Here is a 17665-nt window from a genome sequence, read left to right as displayed (position 1 = left end):
CTGAAATTCAACGCGCATTCAGCATTCGCGGCAACCATATCAAGCTTGGTCGTCCAGCCGCCTCTGGACTTTCCGATGGACTGCGGACCTGTTTTTTTAAGGCCCCTGTTCCATCGGGATGAACCTTAACAATAGTACTGTCGAGAGAAACTGCTTCTATTTTAAGGCGGAGTATCTGCTCTTGTTGAAGGCGTTCAAATATACGGTCAAGAACTCCGTTCTTGCTCCAGCGGTTCATGCGCGTGTAGATGCTGTGCCAACAGCCAAAATTTTTCGGCAGTCCACGCCATTTACACCCATGCTCCGCAACGTACAGAATCGCATTCAACACCTGGAGATTGTCAAAATGGACATTACCTCTTTGGCGCGGGAAGCAGTCAGCGATTCTCTCATATTGTTCGCGAGTAATTTGCATAAGACATTCTTACGGAATACTCGCTCTTTGTCAAATAGTGTTAACGGGCTCTAGAGAAAATTACCTTTGAAACTCTTTGCGCTCCCAAGGTTCATTCGGCCGCTTCGGCTGAATCCACGCCGCCTCGTATTTCAACTTTGAAAAATCAGAGGAGCACCTCCCATGTCAGCTCTGTCCCCCGGCATTTCCTCCAGCCGCTCCCGCCTCTGCCGCCAGGCCGCCATGTTCTGGCTGCTGCGGTGCATCGCCGCCGTCAACGTGCTGGCTCTGGTCGGCGTGTGCGCCTTTCTGCTCTGGCACGGCTTACCCGCCCTGTCCTGGGAATTCCTCACCGAACCGCCGCGCAAAATGATGACCGAGGGCGGCATCTGGCCCTGTATTCTGGGCACGGCCATCCTGTCCCTGGGTGCGCTTTTGCTGGCCTTTCCCATGGGCGTGGCCTCGGCCGTGTATCTGCACGAATATGCCAAGCGCAACGCCTTCGCCCGTTATGTGCGCCTGGGCGTGAACAATCTGGCCGGGGTGCCCTCGGTGGTCTTCGGCCTGTTCGGCCTGTCCTTTTTCGTGACCTTCTGCGGTTTCGGGGTGAGCATCCTTTCCGGGGTGCTGACCCTGGCCGTGCTGACCTTGCCGGTGATCATCGGCACGGCCGAGGAAGCCCTGCGCTCCGTGCCGGACACCTACCGCGAGGCCTCTCTGGCCCTGGGAGCCACCAAATCCCAGACCATCGCCCGCGTGGTGCTGCCCTGCGCCCTGCCCGGCATGCTCACCGGAGCCATTCTGGGCGTGGCCCGAGCCGCCGGTGAAACCGCGGCCATCATGTTCACCGCCGCCGTATTCTATACGCCCAAGACCCCGGACTCGATTTTCAGCGCGGTCATGGCCCTGCCCTACCATATGTATGTGCTGGCCACTGCGGGCACGGAGATCGAAAAAACCCGCCCCCTGCAATACGGCACGGGTCTGGTGCTGATCCTGCTGGTGCTGGGCATGAATCTGCTGGCCGTGTTGCTGCGGGACCATCTGCAACGCCGACGCTAGAGCATTTTAACTTTGAAATGCTCTAACGCCGAACACGGTGAGGCGCGCCGCGAAGCGGCGTGGATTTGGGCAAAAATGCGATTTTTGCCCAAATGAACCCTTTGAAACGCTACACGTTTCAAAGGTAATCTGCTCTAGGACAAGGTTTGGAATGCACAGCATTTCGAACGGAACATGCTCCAGGAGCTTTCCTTCCCTCCCAAAACACGAGGCGGCCCCCGCATGCTTGGCGAGCATGCGGGGGCCTCGTTCATGGCTACAAGAGATGCATCATAGCGGCGCGTTGGCGCCATGCTCATCATAGTCGTCCAAGGCCCTGGACACCAGCTTGGCCAGACCGATCAGGGCTACCAGGTTGGGCAGAGCCATCAGGCCGTTGAACATGTCGGCCAGCTCCCAGACAAGGTTGACCTGGAGGAAGGAGCCCAGCACCAGAAAACCCATGACCAGCACCCGGAAGACCGGCACGGCGCCGACTCCGAAGAGATACTTGATGTTCTGCTCCGCGAAGAAATACCAGCCGATAATGGTGGAAAAAGCGAAAAAGAAAAGGCAGACCGCCACAAAGCCGAAGCCGTAGCCCGTGGAGCCCAGGCCGGTCTCAAAGGCCTTCTGGGTCAGGGCGATGCCCGTGGTGCTGCCGTCAATGGCCCCGGTGACGAAGATGACGAAGGCGGTCATGTTCAGAACCACAAAGGTATCCACAAACACGCCCATAATGGCCACAAAGCCCTGCTGGGCCGGGTACTTGACCTTGGCCACGGCGTGGGCGTGCGGCGTGGAGCCCATGCCCGCTTCATTGGAAAAGAGGCCGCGGGCCACGCCATAGCGCATGGCTTCCTTGACGCCCGCGCCGATCAGGCCGCCTGTGGCCGCCGAGGGGTCGAACGCGCCCACAAAAATCATCTTGAAAGCGGGCAGCAGCATGTCCAGGTGGGTCAGCAGCACCCAGAGGCCGCCGGCCAGATAAAGCACGGCCATGAGCGGCACGATCTTTTCCGTGGTGGCCGCGATACGGCGCATGCCGCCGAAAAAGACGAAACCGGCCAGCAGGGCCAGAACCACGCCGATGATCCAGGTGGGAATGCTGAACGCGGAATGGAAGGCGTCGGCAATGGAATTGGCCTGGACCATGTTGCCGATGAAGCCCAAGGCAATGATGATAGCCACGGAAAAGAAAGCGGCCAGCCATTTGCAGCCCAGGCCCTTGGAAATATAGTAGGCCGGGCCGCCGGTGACATGTCCTTCGGAATCGCGGGTCTTGTACAGCTGGGCCAGCACGGCCTCGGCGAAGATAGTGGCCATGCCGAAAAAGGCGGCTATCCACATCCAGAAAATGGCGCCGGGACCGCCCATGGCAATGGCCGTGGCCGCGCCCGCCAGGTTGCCCGTGCCCACCTGGGCGGCAATGGCCGTTGCCAGGGACTGGAAGGAAGTCATGCCGTCCTTGCCGGCCTTTTTGCCGAAGAGCGTCAGGTCGCCGAAGGTATAGCGGACTACTTTGCCGAATTTGCGGATCTGCACGAACTTCAGGCGAAACGTATAATAAATGCCCGTGCCCACCAGTAAGGGGATCAGGCAATATACGCCCCACAGCACGCTGTTGATATTCTGAACCAGTTTTGTGAGCTCTTCCATGCTCCCTTCTCCTTGATGGCGATTCTCCCCGGCGGGGCGTGCCGTTCGCCGCCCGTTGTTTTATTCCGCCCTCCGGGCATTACGCTTCTCGCTTCATTTCCGTTTTGGCCGCCTCCGGCGCGGGCAGGGGCGGGCTATGGGGCTGCCGCCCCCTCCTCCGCCCCCTTGCAACCCCCCGGAACACCCCTGTGGAGCTTTCCAATGCTTCCAGCTTCCGAGGGCTGCGCGGCGTTTGCTGCGGGAGCTTCCCTCACCTGCTTTTGCAGATTCGGGCGATCTCCCTCCGCGCCACGCAATGCCATTCACTGACTATCTTTGAAAAAGGAACTGACCCCATTCCGAAAGTTATTGAAACGCGGGCTTAGAGCAATTTCACTTTGAAGTTGCTCAAGTAATTCCAAGAAGTCCAAAGATATCTATTTAGTATGTTATTTCAATATGTTAAATAGGTATCTTTGCTTCATATCATCCACCAAAATCCCGCTGAATCCACAAAATCCGTTGGTAGACACGTTGGTATGTTTTTGGTAGGTCTGACCTGTCAATGACGGCGATTCCCAAGGCCGGACAGTGCTGGCCCCGGCCCTGGGAAACCGGGGGGGATAGTCCCTCCCGCTACCGGCATATTTCTTGTAATTCCTTGTACCAGAAGGATTTTTCAGGAATATGTTGGTAGCAGTCAGTCCAACCATACCAAAGAAGACCACACTGGAGGTGGATGGATGAAGCTGACCGACACATTCATACGGCATGTCACGGCCAACGGCAAGGTACAGAAGCACTCGGACGGCGGCGGGCTGTTTCTTTATGTCACGCCCACAGGCAAGAAATCGTGGCGGCTGGCGTACCGTTTCGCGGGCAAGCAAAAGCTCCTTTCCCTTGGTCCCTATCCGTCAGTAGGTTTGCGGGAGGCGCGGGAAAAACGGGAAGACGCCAAAAAGCTGCTGCGGGAACATATTGACCCCAGCGAAGCGCGGCGGCAGGCCAGAGAAGCGGCGGCGGAAGCGGCCCGCAATTCCTTTGAGGACGTGGCGCGGGAATGGTACGCCAAGTATTCGCCAAAGTGGGTTCCCGCATACCGGAAAGCGGTCATCCGCATTCTGGAGGAAAACCTCTTTCCCTATATCGGCAAGCGTCCCGTCAACGCCATCACGCCGAAGGAACTACTTGCTATACTGCGACGGGTGGAGGAACGGGGCGCGCTGACCATCGCCCACAAGGCGTTACGCGATACCGGACGGATTTTCCGTTACGCCGTCGTCACCGGCAGGGCGGAACACGACATTGCCGCCGATTTGCGCGGCGCACTCGCCCCTACAGCCAACGGTCACCATGCGGCCATTACCGAACCCGTTGCCGTGGGCGAATTGCTGCGCAAAATTTACGCCTATGACGGAAACTTTTTCATCTCTCGCGCCCTGCGTCTTGCGCCATTGGTGTTCGTCAGGGGCAACGAGCTGATCCGCGCGGAATGGACGGAAATCAATCTTGAGGCGGCGGAATGGCGTATTCCGGCGGAACGGATGAAGATGCGTCAAATCCATATCGTGCCGCTTTCACGTCAGGCCCTGACGATTTTCCGGGAGCTGCACGAAAAAAGCGGCGACGGGCGTTTCGTCTTTCCGGGCAACCGGGCGGGAAACGACGGCCCTATGTACAGGGGAGGCCCGCTACGCGTTCTGCGTCAGATTGACTGCGTCACCGGTGAACATACCTTTCACGGCTTCCGGTCAATGGCCTCCACGCTCCTGAACGAACTTGGCTATAACGCGGATTGGATAGAGCGGCAGCTTGCCCACTGTGAGAGAAACGGCGTCCGCGCCGCCTACAACTACGCCGAGTATCTGCCGGAGCGGCGGCGTATGGTTCAGGCATACGCTGATTATCTTGACGGTTTGCGATGCGCGTCCGGGAACGCCGAACCGGAAAAACAGGCCGGCAAGCCGGAAGATGTTTTCAGAGAAATGAACACCGATGTCGCCATCGGAAAGATAGGCGAACACTCCCAAATCACGGAAAAGGATACGGGCTGGAGCGAGGCGTATCGGGAGAAATTGCGAGCCGCCGGTTATGACGGCATGGACATTATGCAAGCCTGGTACGGGTAGAGAGGGAATCCGGCCTGTGCGGAACGTATGGCCGTTTTCGGACCATCTTCCGCCCGCAACGGAAACAAATCGACCTTGAAAGCTGACGGCGTGGTTGAGAAAAAGTTCTCAACCACGCCGTCCACTTTTTCGCCCTGCCCGGTTTCCCGCTTCCGCCGCTTCGCTGAAGGCGTCGTTTCGCCAGGGCCTCAAAATATAAGGAGGCGCGCCCTCCGACGAGCCTTGCATGAGCCCATTCTCGGTCGCGCATTGCACAAACCGGGCATACCGGCCTGACAGGACGTCATGCCGCTCCAGTTGAAGTCCACATCCGGGCGGGAGAAATCCGCTTCCCTGATTGCTCTGGAGCTTCTCCACATTTTGCCCAACGCATAGCCCTGTTCCCACACGCTTACGGACTTTCCCGACACATAGCCCGCTCTTTTTCAGGCGAGTCCGCCCCCATTCCACCGGACGGCATTTCACTTTTGCCGGGAAACGTTCAGTCTTTCCTGAAGGCGTTTCAAAGAGCGGAGTTTTTCCTTTCCGCAACAGGAGTATGGACTTTCATTCAAGTCCATGTGCTGGACTATTGTGGACAATATTGAATGCATAAATACGAAGTCATACATATACGGACAACTACTGTTTTTCAAAATGGGAAGTCATGAACATTCTGATTGTTGTGCATGGAAATATAATATGGTCTTTTTGCTTTTTTCTCTGGCAATCAGAACGAAATTTCAGCTATGCTTTCCGCAAAAGAGAGAAGGAAGCGCGTGGATACACGCCGGGAAAAGAGATGAAGCGGTTTCAAAGCGCGTCGGGTGTTCCGTTTTACAGGATGGTAGCTGTCTGACGCCAGCTAACATCCTGCCAAAGGCTTCGCCTCTGGACTCCCCCAGAGCGTTCGGCGCTGCGCTTCTCACGCTTTCAAAAAGGCAGGAAAGGCATGAAGAAAAACAGCGGAAGAAGCATAAGATTTCAGAGTAGACGCACGGTGCGTCTTACGGCGGCGGAAGACGAAAGACTGACCCGGCAGGCCGTCACCGCCGGAATCTCCGTTTCCGAGTACATGCGGCGGCTGTTCTTCGGCGGCAGGCCCATCATCGCCGGAACGGACGACCAGACCATCCGGGAGTTACGGCGGCTTGGAGGCTTGCTCAAGCATCATTTCGAGGTGGTGAAGCGGACAGGCAGTGCGAACACTCTCGCGGAACTGGACGCCGCTCTGCGGGCAATCCGGCGCGCCATCGAAGCCCTGAGCGAAAAACGATGATCATCAAGAAGCTCAAACGCTCCAGCTTCAAAAAGTCCAAAACCGTCATGATTGGCGGTCTGGTGGACTACATCCTTGCCGAACATGATGACAGGGGCAAGGACAAACTCGCCTGTGCCGGAAGCAGAAATTTTCTGACAACGACTGTCGCCGCTCAGAAAAGGGAGATGATTTCTCTTGCCAAGGAATCCATTCAGAGCAAGATGCCGGTCACGCACTGGATTCTGTCATGGCAGGAAAACGAGCAGCCGACCCGTGAACAGGTGGACGAAGCTGTCAGCCTTTTTCTCCGGGGAATGGGCCTTGCTGAACACCAGACAGTTTACGCCCTGCATAAGAGCACGGGCAATTATCACCTCCATATCGCCGTGAACCGGACGCATCCCTACACGCAGAAAGTCATTCAACCGCACAGAGGATTCGACATTAACGAGGCGCATAAAATAGTGGCGGAAATCGAACACAAACAGGGCTGGGCACCACAAATGAATGCCCGCTATCGCGTCAATGAACAGGGTCATGTGGTCAAGAATCTCCAACGGCGGGAACGGGTAAAGCCAAGCCCGAAGCGGAGGATTTTGAGAGCGTCACAGGTGAAAAGTCCGCGCAACGCATCGCACAGGAGCGTGGCCATGCCGTCATCCAGAACGCCTCATGCTGGGAAGAGCTTCATGCCGGACTGGATGCGGTCGGTTTGCGTTTCGTGCGCAAAGGCTCCGGCGCGGTGATTTTTATGGGAGACACGGCGGTCAAGGCGTCCAGCGTGGACAGGAATTTTTCTCTATCCAGGCTCTGCAAACGGCTTGGAGAGTTCACGCCCGGCTATTACTCCGAACGGACATTCACCAAGCCCGCTCCGGAGCCGGTCAGTCACGTTTGCCGGGCGGAATGGCTGGAGTATCAGAAGGAGAAGCAGAGACAGGCCGAAAAGAAGCGGCACGCCAGAAAGAAACGGGAGGAAGAACGGGAAGAGCTGGAACGGCGACAGCGGGAGCGCCGGGAAACAGCCATAGCCCGTCTTGCCCCGCATGGACTTTCCATATTGAACATCGCCCGGCACTGTCTGAAGAAACAGGAACGGGAGGAAAACGCGGCGCTACGAGACAAAGCGTTTCAGCCGGAGCAAGCGGAGCGGCTCAGACGCTTCAAGCACTGGCTCGGCAAACGAAGTCCGCGTCTGGCCAATCTGTGGAGATTCAGGCGGCGGATTACGCCGGAGATGCAGGTCCGGCAGTTCGAGTTTCCTCGGACAGGGGCATTGGACGCCCCTTTCGCGGCCTATCAGGAAATGGTAAAATAACGTTTTTCCGATATGCATCTGGCGCGGTCGCGTCTGGACTACATGACGGCCCTGTATCTGCGCTGCGCCGGATACAGCAAGGCGGATGTCGCCAACGGAATTTACAGACATGCCCCCGCGCCAGTCGACGAACGCGGGCGCAATGAAAAAATCGACTACGGGCGGCAGATTGTCGGTCATGCTTTTGGTACGGCAGGCGATATAGACATCGCCTCCTTCCGGCCAAGCCCGGAGCAGATTCAGACATTCAACCGCGAGGCCCAGGAAATGGAACGGGAGAGAGCAGGCCAGAATGAACGGGAAAGAGTGCAACGGGAGCGTCGCGCGCTTCGTTTACGCTGAAGCTCTTCAGTATACAGCAGGGTGTTAACAAAGCGGGTACGAATAACCCCCAAGGAGGGTCCAACAAAGGATAATATATAATTATCTGAGGGAATGTGTGATGAATAGAATAGCGATTAAGGATAAATGGGGTATTAACTCTAATTTAAGCTATGAAACTATTAAAAATTGTGTATTAGAAGATAAAAATATAAATAGATCGTTATTTAATGGTTCAACAATTGATAATTGTATATTTAAAAATTGTAAAATGCAATCTGTTGATATTGAAGGAGCTATTATATCAAAAACAAAATTTATATCATGTGATTTGGCATCTTCAGAAATACAAACAATTATTATTTCTGATAGCGTGTTTTATGATATATCTTTTGTGTCAGCAGATATTGAAACTTCAACATTTAGAAATTGCAAATTTATAAATTGCAAATTTGATGAGTCAAAAATAAAACAAAATATTTTTATCAGTTGTATATTTTTTAATTTTAATACAAATTCAATTTCGGGAATACTAAATAAATTTAATAATGTAATATTTTACAAATCATTATTTATAAAATACTTTTATTATAATAGTTTTATATGTTGTAGCTTTAAAAACACTACTTTTGAAGCTTATTTGCTTGGGTATTCTTTTGGCATAACAAAAGAAAATATTAACAGTATTGATTTACTTTTTATGGAGGCAAAAGTATATGATAATGATAAAATAAACATACTTCGCCCATTGTCAGAGATATATGAAAAGCGAGGAATGTATCTTAATATCGGTATACTTGCTTTTAATTATGGAAATATTTCAAATGATGAATGTGTGTTAGGGTGTATAGTTTATATAAAAAAATATATTGAAAACTGTTTACTAATAAAAGCCGATATGATAAAATTTTTTAGAGAAATATTATTTTTTCTATATGAATCAAAAAAAATTGTTCCCTTAACTATACTTCAGTCTGTAAATATGCTTGATAGTATTATAGATGCTTACCAAAATCAATCTAGTGAAAGCACAAAAAAAGATTTAATCGGTATTCGGAACGAATTATATATTGAACATATTAGATTTATGGATGAGATAGCACAAAAACAAATACATATTACCAATAGTGCACAAATTGAAATAACATATAAACTAAAGCCATCAATAGATATATGCTCTATTATAAATAGTGTTGCTCAGAAGAAACTGAAGCTTATAAAAACAAGTTATGGCTCTTTTATAGAACTCATATCAATTTCACAAGAAACTCTTTTGCTAATTCAAACATTTTTTTCTCTACTTAATGTGTTTGTTCCATTTTTTATTTTGAAACTTGAAAGTAAGCAAAAGTCAAAAAAATATGATATTGTAGAAATAAAAAAAGATTATTATATAACAAAAAATTTTATATTTCCTTCAGCTATCGACTTTACAAATTTGGACACAATAGAAAAACTTAATAAGGTATTAATAAATTACAATTTTTTGAAGAGCGAAGACAAATTTGGCTATAATCAGACAAATATAACTAATATTAATATTTTTTTTGACAAAGATAAAAAAGGAGACGATTCAATGAATAAAAATAGTCCTTATTAGCTAAACATAAATTTATACGAAAATTGAACCCACTAGAACCATCAATTCCATTGAGATACCCAGGGATTACAGAGGTAGCTGTTTGAAATATCATTTGACGTAAAAAAGATTTTGACTTCATATAGGATGAAGAAATATGAGGAAAAAAGAGACTAAGTAGATTACCATTAGTATTTTTATCATAGGCTATGCAGGGATATTTCTCAAGAATATTTACAATATGTAATCGCATAGTAGATAAATATTGTTTTACAGTCAGCTCACATAATTCAAAATTTTTTGATAGATAATGATATATAGCATAAACGTTAGAGGATAAAAGGTTACCAGCAAAGACATCTTCCCAGGTTTCAAAAAAATCTAAAAAATCCTTATGAGTTATAACAACTGAAAATTTAATTCCATTAATGCATATACTTTTGTGTGGACTATAAATTGAAATAAAATTTTTATGACCTGAAAAATTTCTTATAAGCTCACTACCGTGTGATGCATAACTTTCATCTCCAATAACTAATACACCATTATTAATCAATGTTTTTATCTTTAAAATATCTTTTTTATCAAAATATTGTCCAATAGAGAAAAACGGAGAGGTGATCCATATTACATCATATTTTAATAACTCTTCTGTATTAGGTAGAGAAAAATGATTATTTTCATAATTTGCAGATATTTCATATGGTTTTAATCCAAAAGAGTTCAAGCATTCTCTAATCGAAAAATAGGCTGGATTAACTATAGCTATATTCTTTTTTTTATTTAATTTTAAAAAATTAACAATATTTACTATTGATATGGTGTTATTTTGCATAAATATTAATCGACAATTACTGTTTCCTCCTAGTTTTTTTAAAATACAATTATGAATAGATTTTTCAATATTATAGGAATATTTGTATGTAATAAAATCAATATCAGAAGGTATAACTATATTTTTATTAATAAGGTCAAGAAACTCTCTGGAGCAATCCCATGTCGAAAGACGAGTTGGTTTAATATTTTTTTGTATAAAAAATTCATTTTCAAGACTGTAAATATTATCGATTTCTAAAAGTCGGTCTATCAACATTTTAACCTCAGATAATTATATATTATCCTTTGTTGATAGGCCACTATCGCCTAGTCAATGCCATCCGTCAATATTTCTTTCACAAGGATGACTTCTGAGGGCAGTTTTCTATCGTTAACCACTTTAAATTCAATTTGTTAGGGGGAGGCTGCTTAATTTTTGATTGCTAAGCCGTCCATAGCCGTCGTTGACTGCTCTTCACTGCTCTATCTTCCTCGCTTCCGCTCCGCAGACTGTTCTTTTCCTCCTTATCCCACTGTCTTTTCTTCTACTCCATGTGCTTGGCCTGTCTACTTGATGCCCCCCCCATTTGGGCGCGACAATCAGCCATGTGCAAGATAAAATAGGGGGGAATTTTTGAAAAACTATCGCAAGGACAACGCACTGACAATGCTATATAGGAAGACAATTTGACTTTTGGTAAATACCCTAGCAAAAATTTGCCCATACAATTCAAAGATGTTGCCGTGTTCTTTGTGTCTTGGTGTGCATCTTTGCAAAATAAACAGGAGTATCATATGATTTATACTGATTATATTAATGAATATCTTAATTATTGTTCCAATAATAAGAGACTTGATAAAAAGACAATAAAAGCATATAAGATTGATCTATATCAATTTGTAGATTACATAAATTCTTGTGCCCTAAAAAATGATATGAGGCAAATTATTCAGTCATATTTTTCAAATCTTGATATTAATTTAAAGCCATCAACGATCAAAAGGAAATATGCGACGTTAAAGGCTTATTTTAAATACCTTGAGCTGGAAGAAATAATAGATTTGAATCCTTTTTCAAGGATACGAATAAAAATTAATGAGGAACAAAAATTGCCTAAAATTTTTTCTATAAGTATTTTTGAATCAATATTGAGGACAGCATACTCTATATTGTCATCCTGTAATAAGAATGACACTAATTATTTTACATATGCAACAATCGTTTTGGTTATTGAACTTTTATTCTCTACAGGGATACGTGTCTCAGAATTATGTAATTTAAAAATTAATAATATTAGCATAGAAGATGGAAGGATATTAATTATGGGTAAGGGAGCAAGAGAACGTGTTCTATATATTGCGAATATAAATGTGAAAAAATTTTTCAATGATTTTTTATCTAAAAGAATTGATATTTGCAGAAAGACAGATTTTGTCTTCATAAATCGAAATGGAGATCGCCTATCAGAACAATCTGTTCGTCGTATTATCAAAATGATTGTTCAAAAATCTGGAATATCACAGCATATAACGCCGCATATGTTTCGTCATACTCTGGCAACAGCACTCCTTGATAATGGTGTTGACTGTAGATGTATACAAAAAATTTTAGGACATAGTTCAATAAAAACGACAGAACGCTACACGCATGTCAGCCTTGAAATGCAAAAAAACGTATTATTTCAAAACCATCCAAGGAATAAATTAAATATATAAATTCATAAGCAAGAGCTGTTTCTACGGGCTGGTTCTTCCCCAAGGTTATCTCTGCAACGCACGGATCCATCTACCCTACCGGGCCTTGCCCCTCAGCCTGTATAAAATCCCGTCAATGGCCGTGCTGACGCCTTCCTGGGTATAGAAATTCCCGTTGACCAGAGCATGGACCTTGAGAACCCGCTCAAAGTCCGCAATCGCTGCTGCTTCCGGCTCGCGCGGATTGACCCAGAAGGCATCCAATGGCATTTCCGCGCTATTTACCGCTAGGCCCGGCATGGCGTAAATGGACGTGCCCACGCAATAGACGGGCTTGCTCTGCCGCAGGGCGGAAATCCCTATGGTAGAGTTCAGCACCACCACGCCGAGGCTTTTGTCCATCATCTGGTGCGCCTTGCCGCCCTCAATGAAGTGTACCCGTTCGCTGATGCCACAGGCCACGGCAAATGAGACAATGAAGCCCGCATAGTCGATAAGGCCGTTATCCAGCGGGTGATTTCGGATAATGATATGGGTATCCGCCGGTGCGCTTCGGGCAAAAGATGAAAGCACGCAGGCAATGGCTTCCTTCATGCCGCTGTAAGGCGAATAGCGGCGCACCTGGGAATCGGCGTCAAGCTGGAGGGGAAAAAGAAAGTACGGCGCATGGGCGCGGTACGCGGCCCGAAGGGCCTGAGCGGAACGCTTCCGCCGGGCGGAGCGGCTCAGCACGCGCAGAAACCAGCCCCAGACTTCCCGGCTGGCGCTTTGGGGGCGGTGTGTCTGAAAATGCCGGAACAGCGGCCAGAGGAAGATGGTTCCCGCATAATGGGCGATGGCCCGCCATGTCTTGACGGTTTGAGGATTGCCGACTTTCCGGGCTTCAGGAAGGTCCGTGCAGCGGACGGCCAGCTCCGCCATGCCTTCCCTTGTGTCCGGCAGGGAGGAAAGACCGTTTACGCCTCCTTGTTCCATGGTGATATAGTCCGGGCGCAGATAACCTTCCTCATAGGCCCAGACCCGGATGCCCCGGACTTTGGCCAGCAGGACAGCTTCCCGGTGCAATGGCCGCCAGTCTCCGAAGACATGCAGGTCCGTCACCTGTTTTTCATCCATGAGCCGGGCGATCCATGCGCTCCAGACCGTGGCCTTTTTCCTGAACAGGCGGGTGTGGGGCCAGGGCCAGTCCACCACGTCGCCGCCGCAGCAGTTGACGCGGATGACCGTATCCCCTCGCCGGGCCAATGCCCGCCCCAGCCGTCGAAAAAAGGGACCATGTGGTCCCTGGAGGAAGAGATGGGTGTTCATCGTCCCATCCTCCGCAGGAAGCCGCGCGCGACAGTGGCAAGCCGCGCCCAGACACGCCCCCGCATCTGGCCGTCCGGCTGGAGCAGACGGCAACAGACATCCTCAGCCCGGCAGAAATTCCCTGTCTGCCAGTCGTAATAAGAGGGATAGAGCAGCAAGGCTCCGGCCACCAGTTCATCCAAACTCAGGCGCGTTTTGCGGCGGGGAAAGGCTTGTCTGTCTTCCGTCAGTCCCCATCCCGCATAAAACGGCCCGCCGTAGGTGAACACTCTGACCCCACGCAGCAGGGCTTCAAAGCCGGTCTGCGAGGTTAGCGTATGCACCTCATGGACCAGAAGCAGAAGACGGCCCATAGGAAAGTCGCGCAGTATGCTGTCCGCGTAGCGTAAGGCTGTCGCGTCGGGCAACGCGCCCTGACGATTGCCGCTTTCCACATCCGGGTGCGGTTTGTAGATGATGAAAGCGTCCGGCCTGGCTTCCCGCGCGATCCGCAGCACATCCAGATTGGTCATGCCAAAACCGCCGCAGCGTACCGAGGCGTCGTCCTCCACCTGACCGGGAACCAGAATGATGTTTCTGCCTTGGGGAAAGTCGGGCAGCACGGCGCGGAATCCCGTATTGTACTTGGTCAGCCCGTTTTCCAGAATCAGGGCGCGCAGGGCGACGGCACGTTCCAGCAGTGCTGTACGGTCAGGATGTTCCGGCATGGCGTTGAGAATATCCTCAAGTTCGCTTGGGCGGGACGGGTCATAGTAGATCCCCTTCCTGTCCAGAACGAGTGAATAGGGCCAGTTGAAATCCGAACCCAGGCCCACGGAACGGATAAAGCCGTCTTCCATGCGGGTCAGCCGTATTCCCCTGTCATCGCATATTTTTTGAAGCGCCGCATCCACACCGGACGACCATGCCACGAGTTCGCCGCCTTTTGCCCAGACATCGTATACCGCGCGTTTCGCATTCCGGTAAAAAACGGTTTGTCCTCCGGTGGATTGCAGATAGGCTCTTGCGTAAGGCCGCTTCCACCAGCGAAAGCCCACGCAGACATGGAAACAACGATTTCGCTCGTTCTGTCCGCGCTGTTCGGCCAGCAGGCCGATAGCGTCATGGATGTCGCAACGCTCGCCGCGTATGGGATTCACATAGCGGGCATACAGCAGATACGCGGCGGCAAAGATTTCCTCAAGGTTCCGTTGCTTTTTCCTTCGTGAACAGGTCAGGCGGTCTCTGGTCAATCCCCATCCGGCATAGAAGGGCATGCCAAAGCAATGAACTTCCTTGCCGAGCATGAGAGCTTCAAATCCCATCTGCGACGTGACCGTGTATACCACATCCGCCCCGGCCAGCAGGGAGAGTGGCGCGCAGTCCGCCGCAATGACCCTGACGCCGCGTCCGGCGGCATAGGCGGCCAGATAGCCACGCTTTTTCCCAGCAATGACATCCGGGTGCGTTTTTACCCAGACCTGCGAAAGCGGGTATGCCGTCAGGGCTTCTTCCAGCATGGCCCGAAACGTATGCTCGTCCGTACCTCCGAGCGTGACACTGGCATCGCCCACCGTCTGGTCGAGAACCAGCACGCGGGGAGCCGGGGTTTCTCCCCATACCCACGTCGGCGCATCCGGAGCGTGGTTGTACTTACTCAGGTTATGCCGGATGATGTCCCGCATGGCGCACCGGGCGGACTCCATCAGCTCCGGCGTTTCCCAGCCGGAAACATTGAGAAGATTCTCCAGGTCGGACGGCTCCCCAGCGTCATAGTAGATGCCAGTATGATCCACCACCAGGGAAAGCGGCTGCGCTCCCTTGCAGCCCAGGTCAAGGGAACGTATGAAGCCGTCCTCCAGAGCGATGTAAGGGAGGTTGTGTTGGGTGGCATAGCGGCGGGCCTTGTCCGCTGTGGATTTGTGGCCCCAGCCAACCACCATCGTGCGGACAAGTTGACTTTCCCGCGTCAGAAACGCACCCAGAAACTGATTGCATTTCAGTGCGGAGGAAAAATACTTGAACATAGGCAGTCATTCAATCCGGCTGGATAACCATGTATCTTCCAGACATATGCCAGTTCCAGGCATCCGCAATGATGGTATCCACGCGTGAACGGCAGGGCTTCCAGTGCAGGATTTCCTTCGCATGTGTTCCGTCCGCCACCAATACCGGCGGATCGCCTGCCCGGCGTTCCCCTGTCGTATGAGGCAGGTACCGTTCGGTGACCCGCTCCACGGCATGCAAAATTTCCTTTACGGAAAATCCCGTCCCCGTGCCGAGATTGAGGGAAATTCCCTGGCCTGACTCTCCGGCGTGCAAACGTTCCATCGCAAGTACATGCGCGAAAGCCAGATCGGAAACATGGATGTAGTCCCGTATGCAGCTGCCATCCGGCGTGGGGTAATCGCTTCCCATGACGCGGAAATCTTTCAGTTCGCCGGTAACAGCCATAAGCGCGCGGGGAATGAGATGGGTTTCCGGGAGATGGCATTCGCCGCATTCTCCTTCCGGGTCGGCTCCCGCTGCATTGAAGTAGCGCAATGCTGTCCATGAGATTCCATATGCCCGTGCGAAATCCGCCAGCATCCATTCCATGAACAGCTTTGTTTCCCCATAGGGATTAATGGGCCGGGCGGGCATGTCTTCCGTTATGGGGCACTGCTCGGGAATGCCATACACGGCAGCCGTGCTGGAAACCACAATATTTCTTACGCCCGTATCCCGCATGGATTCCAGAATGTTCAGCGTTCCCCCCACATTGTTACGGATATACTTGCCCGGATTACTGACTGACTCCCCCACCTGGGAGAAGGCCGCAAAATGGATGATACCCTCCGGTTTGTGCTTGCGCAGGCAGGCCCGCAGTTTTTCTCCGTCAAGAATATCTCCCCGGATAAAGTCTCCCCATTTCGCCAGCTTGCGGAATCCCGTGGAAAGATTATCGTAGACAATCACCTCATGACCCGCGCGGCCAAAGCCTTGCAGGCATGACTGCCGATATATCCCGCGCCGCCTGTTACGAGAATTTTCATATGCCCGCCCCCATCCGGGGACGTATCCGCGTTTCAAAAACATGCAGTGCATTGGCAACGGCCTTGTCCATATCCCAATAACGATATGCCCCCAATCGGCCCCCCAGAATCAGGCCGGGCGTTTTGGCAGCCTCTTCGGCATAGCGGGCGTATAAAGCCGTATTGCGTTCGTCATTGACCGGGTAATAGGCTTCTTCTCCTCGGCTCCAGGTCGCGGGGTATTCCCGGCAGATGACGGTTTTCCCCAAATTGAACGGGGCTGTTCTTTCCGGGTGGTAATGTTTGAATTCATGGATGCGGGTCCAGGGGGCATCCGGATCGGCATAATTCATGACGGTTGTTCCCTGAAAGTCCCGGACATCATGTGTTTCCCACTCAAAGCGGAGCGAACGCCATTCCAGTTCCCCGTATTTATAGTCGAACAGTTCGTCAGGCATACCGGTATAAATGACCGTAGCGTCCGAGGGGATTTCGCTTCTGATGCTCGCGTAGTCGCAGCCCAGACGAACGGTAATATTCGGGGGCGTCAGCATGTTTTTGAACAAACTGAAGTATCCGTCCCTGGGTACGCCCTGCCATGTGTCGTTGAAGTAATCCATATCGTAGCAGGTACGGAACGGCAGTCGGTTGATAATGGAGGCGGGCAGCTCTTTGGGGTCACGTTCCCACTGCTTGCGGGTATAGTTCTTGATGAAGGCATCATACAGAGGCCGCCCGATGAGAGAAACAGCCTTTTCCTCGATATTGGCGGGCTGTTCGACTCGATCGCGCGCAATCTCGGCGGCAAGAAAGGCTTCAGCCTCGGAAGGCGTGAAGTTTTTGCCGTAAAAGGCATTGATAGTGAACAGGTTAATGGGCATGGCATAGACTTTGCCGCCATGTGTGATGAGCACCTTGTGCCGGTAGGAGGTGAATTCGCAGAACCGGGAAAGGTATTCCCATACCTGCGGTAGCGAGGTATGAAAGATATGCGAACCGTAACGATGACACTCGATTCCCGTTTCCTCATCCAGTGAAGAATGACAGTTGCCGCCGATATGGTCACGGCGTTCAATAATGGTCACGGGTTGTTTCATGACCGAGGCTATGCGCTCGGCCATGACTGCTCCCCAGATGCCGGTGCCTACGATAAGGTATTGCATGAAGTACTCCTAACTAAAAATACTTACTCT

Annotated in this window: 14 protein-coding genes and 1 pseudogene; 8 read left to right on the top strand and 7 right to left on the bottom strand. The window is 50.6% G+C overall.

Annotated features, from left to right (window positions below; all coding sequences use genetic code 11):
- Positions 1–415: pseudogene (locus HMPREF1022_RS17685) on the bottom strand (IS5 family transposase); the annotation flags it as partial.
- A 162-nt stretch (positions 416–577) separates the two neighbouring features.
- Between HMPREF1022_RS17685 and pstA the strand changes: the two are divergent.
- Complete coding sequence (gene pstA / locus HMPREF1022_RS14670; RefSeq protein ID WP_008685477.1) at positions 578–1456, top strand: phosphate ABC transporter permease PstA; 879 nt, start codon at positions 578–580, stop codon at positions 1454–1456.
- 270 nt (positions 1457–1726) lie between these two features.
- Here pstA and HMPREF1022_RS14665 read toward each other — a convergent pair whose 3' ends face one another.
- Positions 1727–3094 (bottom strand): alanine/glycine:cation symporter family protein, encoded by a 1368-nt coding sequence (locus HMPREF1022_RS14665; protein WP_008685476.1) that lies wholly within the window; start codon positions 3092–3094, stop codon positions 1727–1729.
- Positions 3095–3816: 722 nt separating this feature from the next.
- Here HMPREF1022_RS14665 and HMPREF1022_RS14660 point away from each other — a divergent pair.
- The 6 genes from HMPREF1022_RS14660 to HMPREF1022_RS17680 all read left to right on the top strand — a co-directional run bounded on the left by HMPREF1022_RS14660 (position 3817) and on the right by HMPREF1022_RS17680 (position 9681).
- Positions 3817–5202: a tyrosine-type recombinase/integrase gene (locus HMPREF1022_RS14660; RefSeq protein ID WP_009303757.1), complete on the top strand. Its 1386-nt coding sequence runs from the start codon at positions 3817–3819 to the stop codon at positions 5200–5202.
- A 931-nt stretch (positions 5203–6133) separates the two neighbouring features.
- A complete protein-coding gene (locus HMPREF1022_RS14655) occupies positions 6134–6460 on the top strand; it encodes a plasmid mobilization protein (protein ID WP_009303756.1) in 327 nt (108 codons plus the stop codon).
- Positions 6457–7188, top strand: coding sequence for a relaxase/mobilization nuclease domain-containing protein (locus tag HMPREF1022_RS16775; protein ID WP_009303755.1), 732 nt, complete (start codon positions 6457–6459; stop codon positions 7186–7188). Before HMPREF1022_RS14655 ends, HMPREF1022_RS16775 begins: the two co-directional genes overlap by 4 nt.
- Complete coding sequence (locus tag HMPREF1022_RS16770; protein ID WP_442852272.1) at positions 7074–7760, top strand: hypothetical protein; 687 nt, start codon at positions 7074–7076, stop codon at positions 7758–7760. Before HMPREF1022_RS16775 ends, HMPREF1022_RS16770 begins: the two co-directional genes overlap by 115 nt.
- 12 nt (positions 7761–7772) lie before the next feature.
- Positions 7773–8102 (top strand): hypothetical protein, encoded by a 330-nt coding sequence (locus HMPREF1022_RS14645; protein WP_009303753.1) that lies wholly within the window; start codon positions 7773–7775, stop codon positions 8100–8102.
- Between the two features lie 100 nt (positions 8103–8202).
- Positions 8203–9681, top strand: coding sequence for a pentapeptide repeat-containing protein (locus tag HMPREF1022_RS17680; protein WP_009303752.1), 1479 nt, complete (start codon positions 8203–8205; stop codon positions 9679–9681).
- Here HMPREF1022_RS17680 and HMPREF1022_RS17675 read toward each other — a convergent pair.
- Positions 9617–10753 (bottom strand): aminotransferase class I/II-fold pyridoxal phosphate-dependent enzyme, encoded by a 1137-nt coding sequence (locus HMPREF1022_RS17675; RefSeq protein WP_009303751.1) that lies wholly within the window; start codon positions 10751–10753, stop codon positions 9617–9619. The two genes, HMPREF1022_RS17680 and HMPREF1022_RS17675, sit on opposite strands and share 65 nt — an antisense overlap.
- A 518-nt stretch (positions 10754–11271) precedes the next feature.
- On the opposite strand from HMPREF1022_RS17675, the gene HMPREF1022_RS17670 reads away from it, so the two are divergent.
- Positions 11272–12192, top strand: a complete 921-nt coding sequence (locus HMPREF1022_RS17670; RefSeq protein ID WP_009303750.1) for a tyrosine-type recombinase/integrase — start codon at positions 11272–11274, stop codon at positions 12190–12192.
- 75 nt (positions 12193–12267) lie between these two features.
- Here HMPREF1022_RS17670 and HMPREF1022_RS14640 read toward each other — a convergent pair whose 3' ends face one another.
- From HMPREF1022_RS14640 to glf, 4 genes are read right to left on the bottom strand one after another with little or no spacing between them, the layout of a single operon-like run.
- Positions 12268–13479 carry a capsule biosynthesis protein gene (locus HMPREF1022_RS14640; RefSeq protein ID WP_009303749.1) on the bottom strand — a complete coding sequence of 404 codons (1212 nt, stop codon included), beginning with the start codon at positions 13477–13479 and terminating at the stop codon, positions 12268–12270.
- Positions 13476–15485 (bottom strand): capsular polysaccharide biosynthesis protein, encoded by a 2010-nt coding sequence (locus HMPREF1022_RS14635; RefSeq protein WP_009303748.1) that lies wholly within the window; start codon positions 15483–15485, stop codon positions 13476–13478. Before HMPREF1022_RS14635 ends, HMPREF1022_RS14640 begins: the two co-directional genes overlap by 4 nt.
- A gap of 10 nt (positions 15486–15495) precedes the next feature.
- Positions 15496–16536 carry a UDP-glucose 4-epimerase GalE gene (gene galE, locus HMPREF1022_RS14630; RefSeq protein ID WP_332248531.1) on the bottom strand — a complete coding sequence of 347 codons (1041 nt, stop codon included), beginning with the start codon at positions 16534–16536 and terminating at the stop codon, positions 15496–15498.
- Positions 16490–17635 (bottom strand): UDP-galactopyranose mutase, encoded by a 1146-nt coding sequence (gene glf, locus HMPREF1022_RS14625; protein WP_009303746.1) that lies wholly within the window; start codon positions 17633–17635, stop codon positions 16490–16492. The genes galE and glf overlap by 47 nt, the downstream gene beginning before the upstream one ends.
- Positions 17636–17665 lie beyond the last annotated feature (30 nt).

The sequence above is a fragment of the Desulfovibrio sp. 6_1_46AFAA genome (genome assembly GCF_000224635.1).
Classification (GTDB): Bacteria; Desulfobacterota; Desulfovibrionia; order Desulfovibrionales; family Desulfovibrionaceae; genus Desulfovibrio; species Desulfovibrio fairfieldensis.
This window is presented reverse-complemented; position numbering and strand designations above follow the sequence as displayed.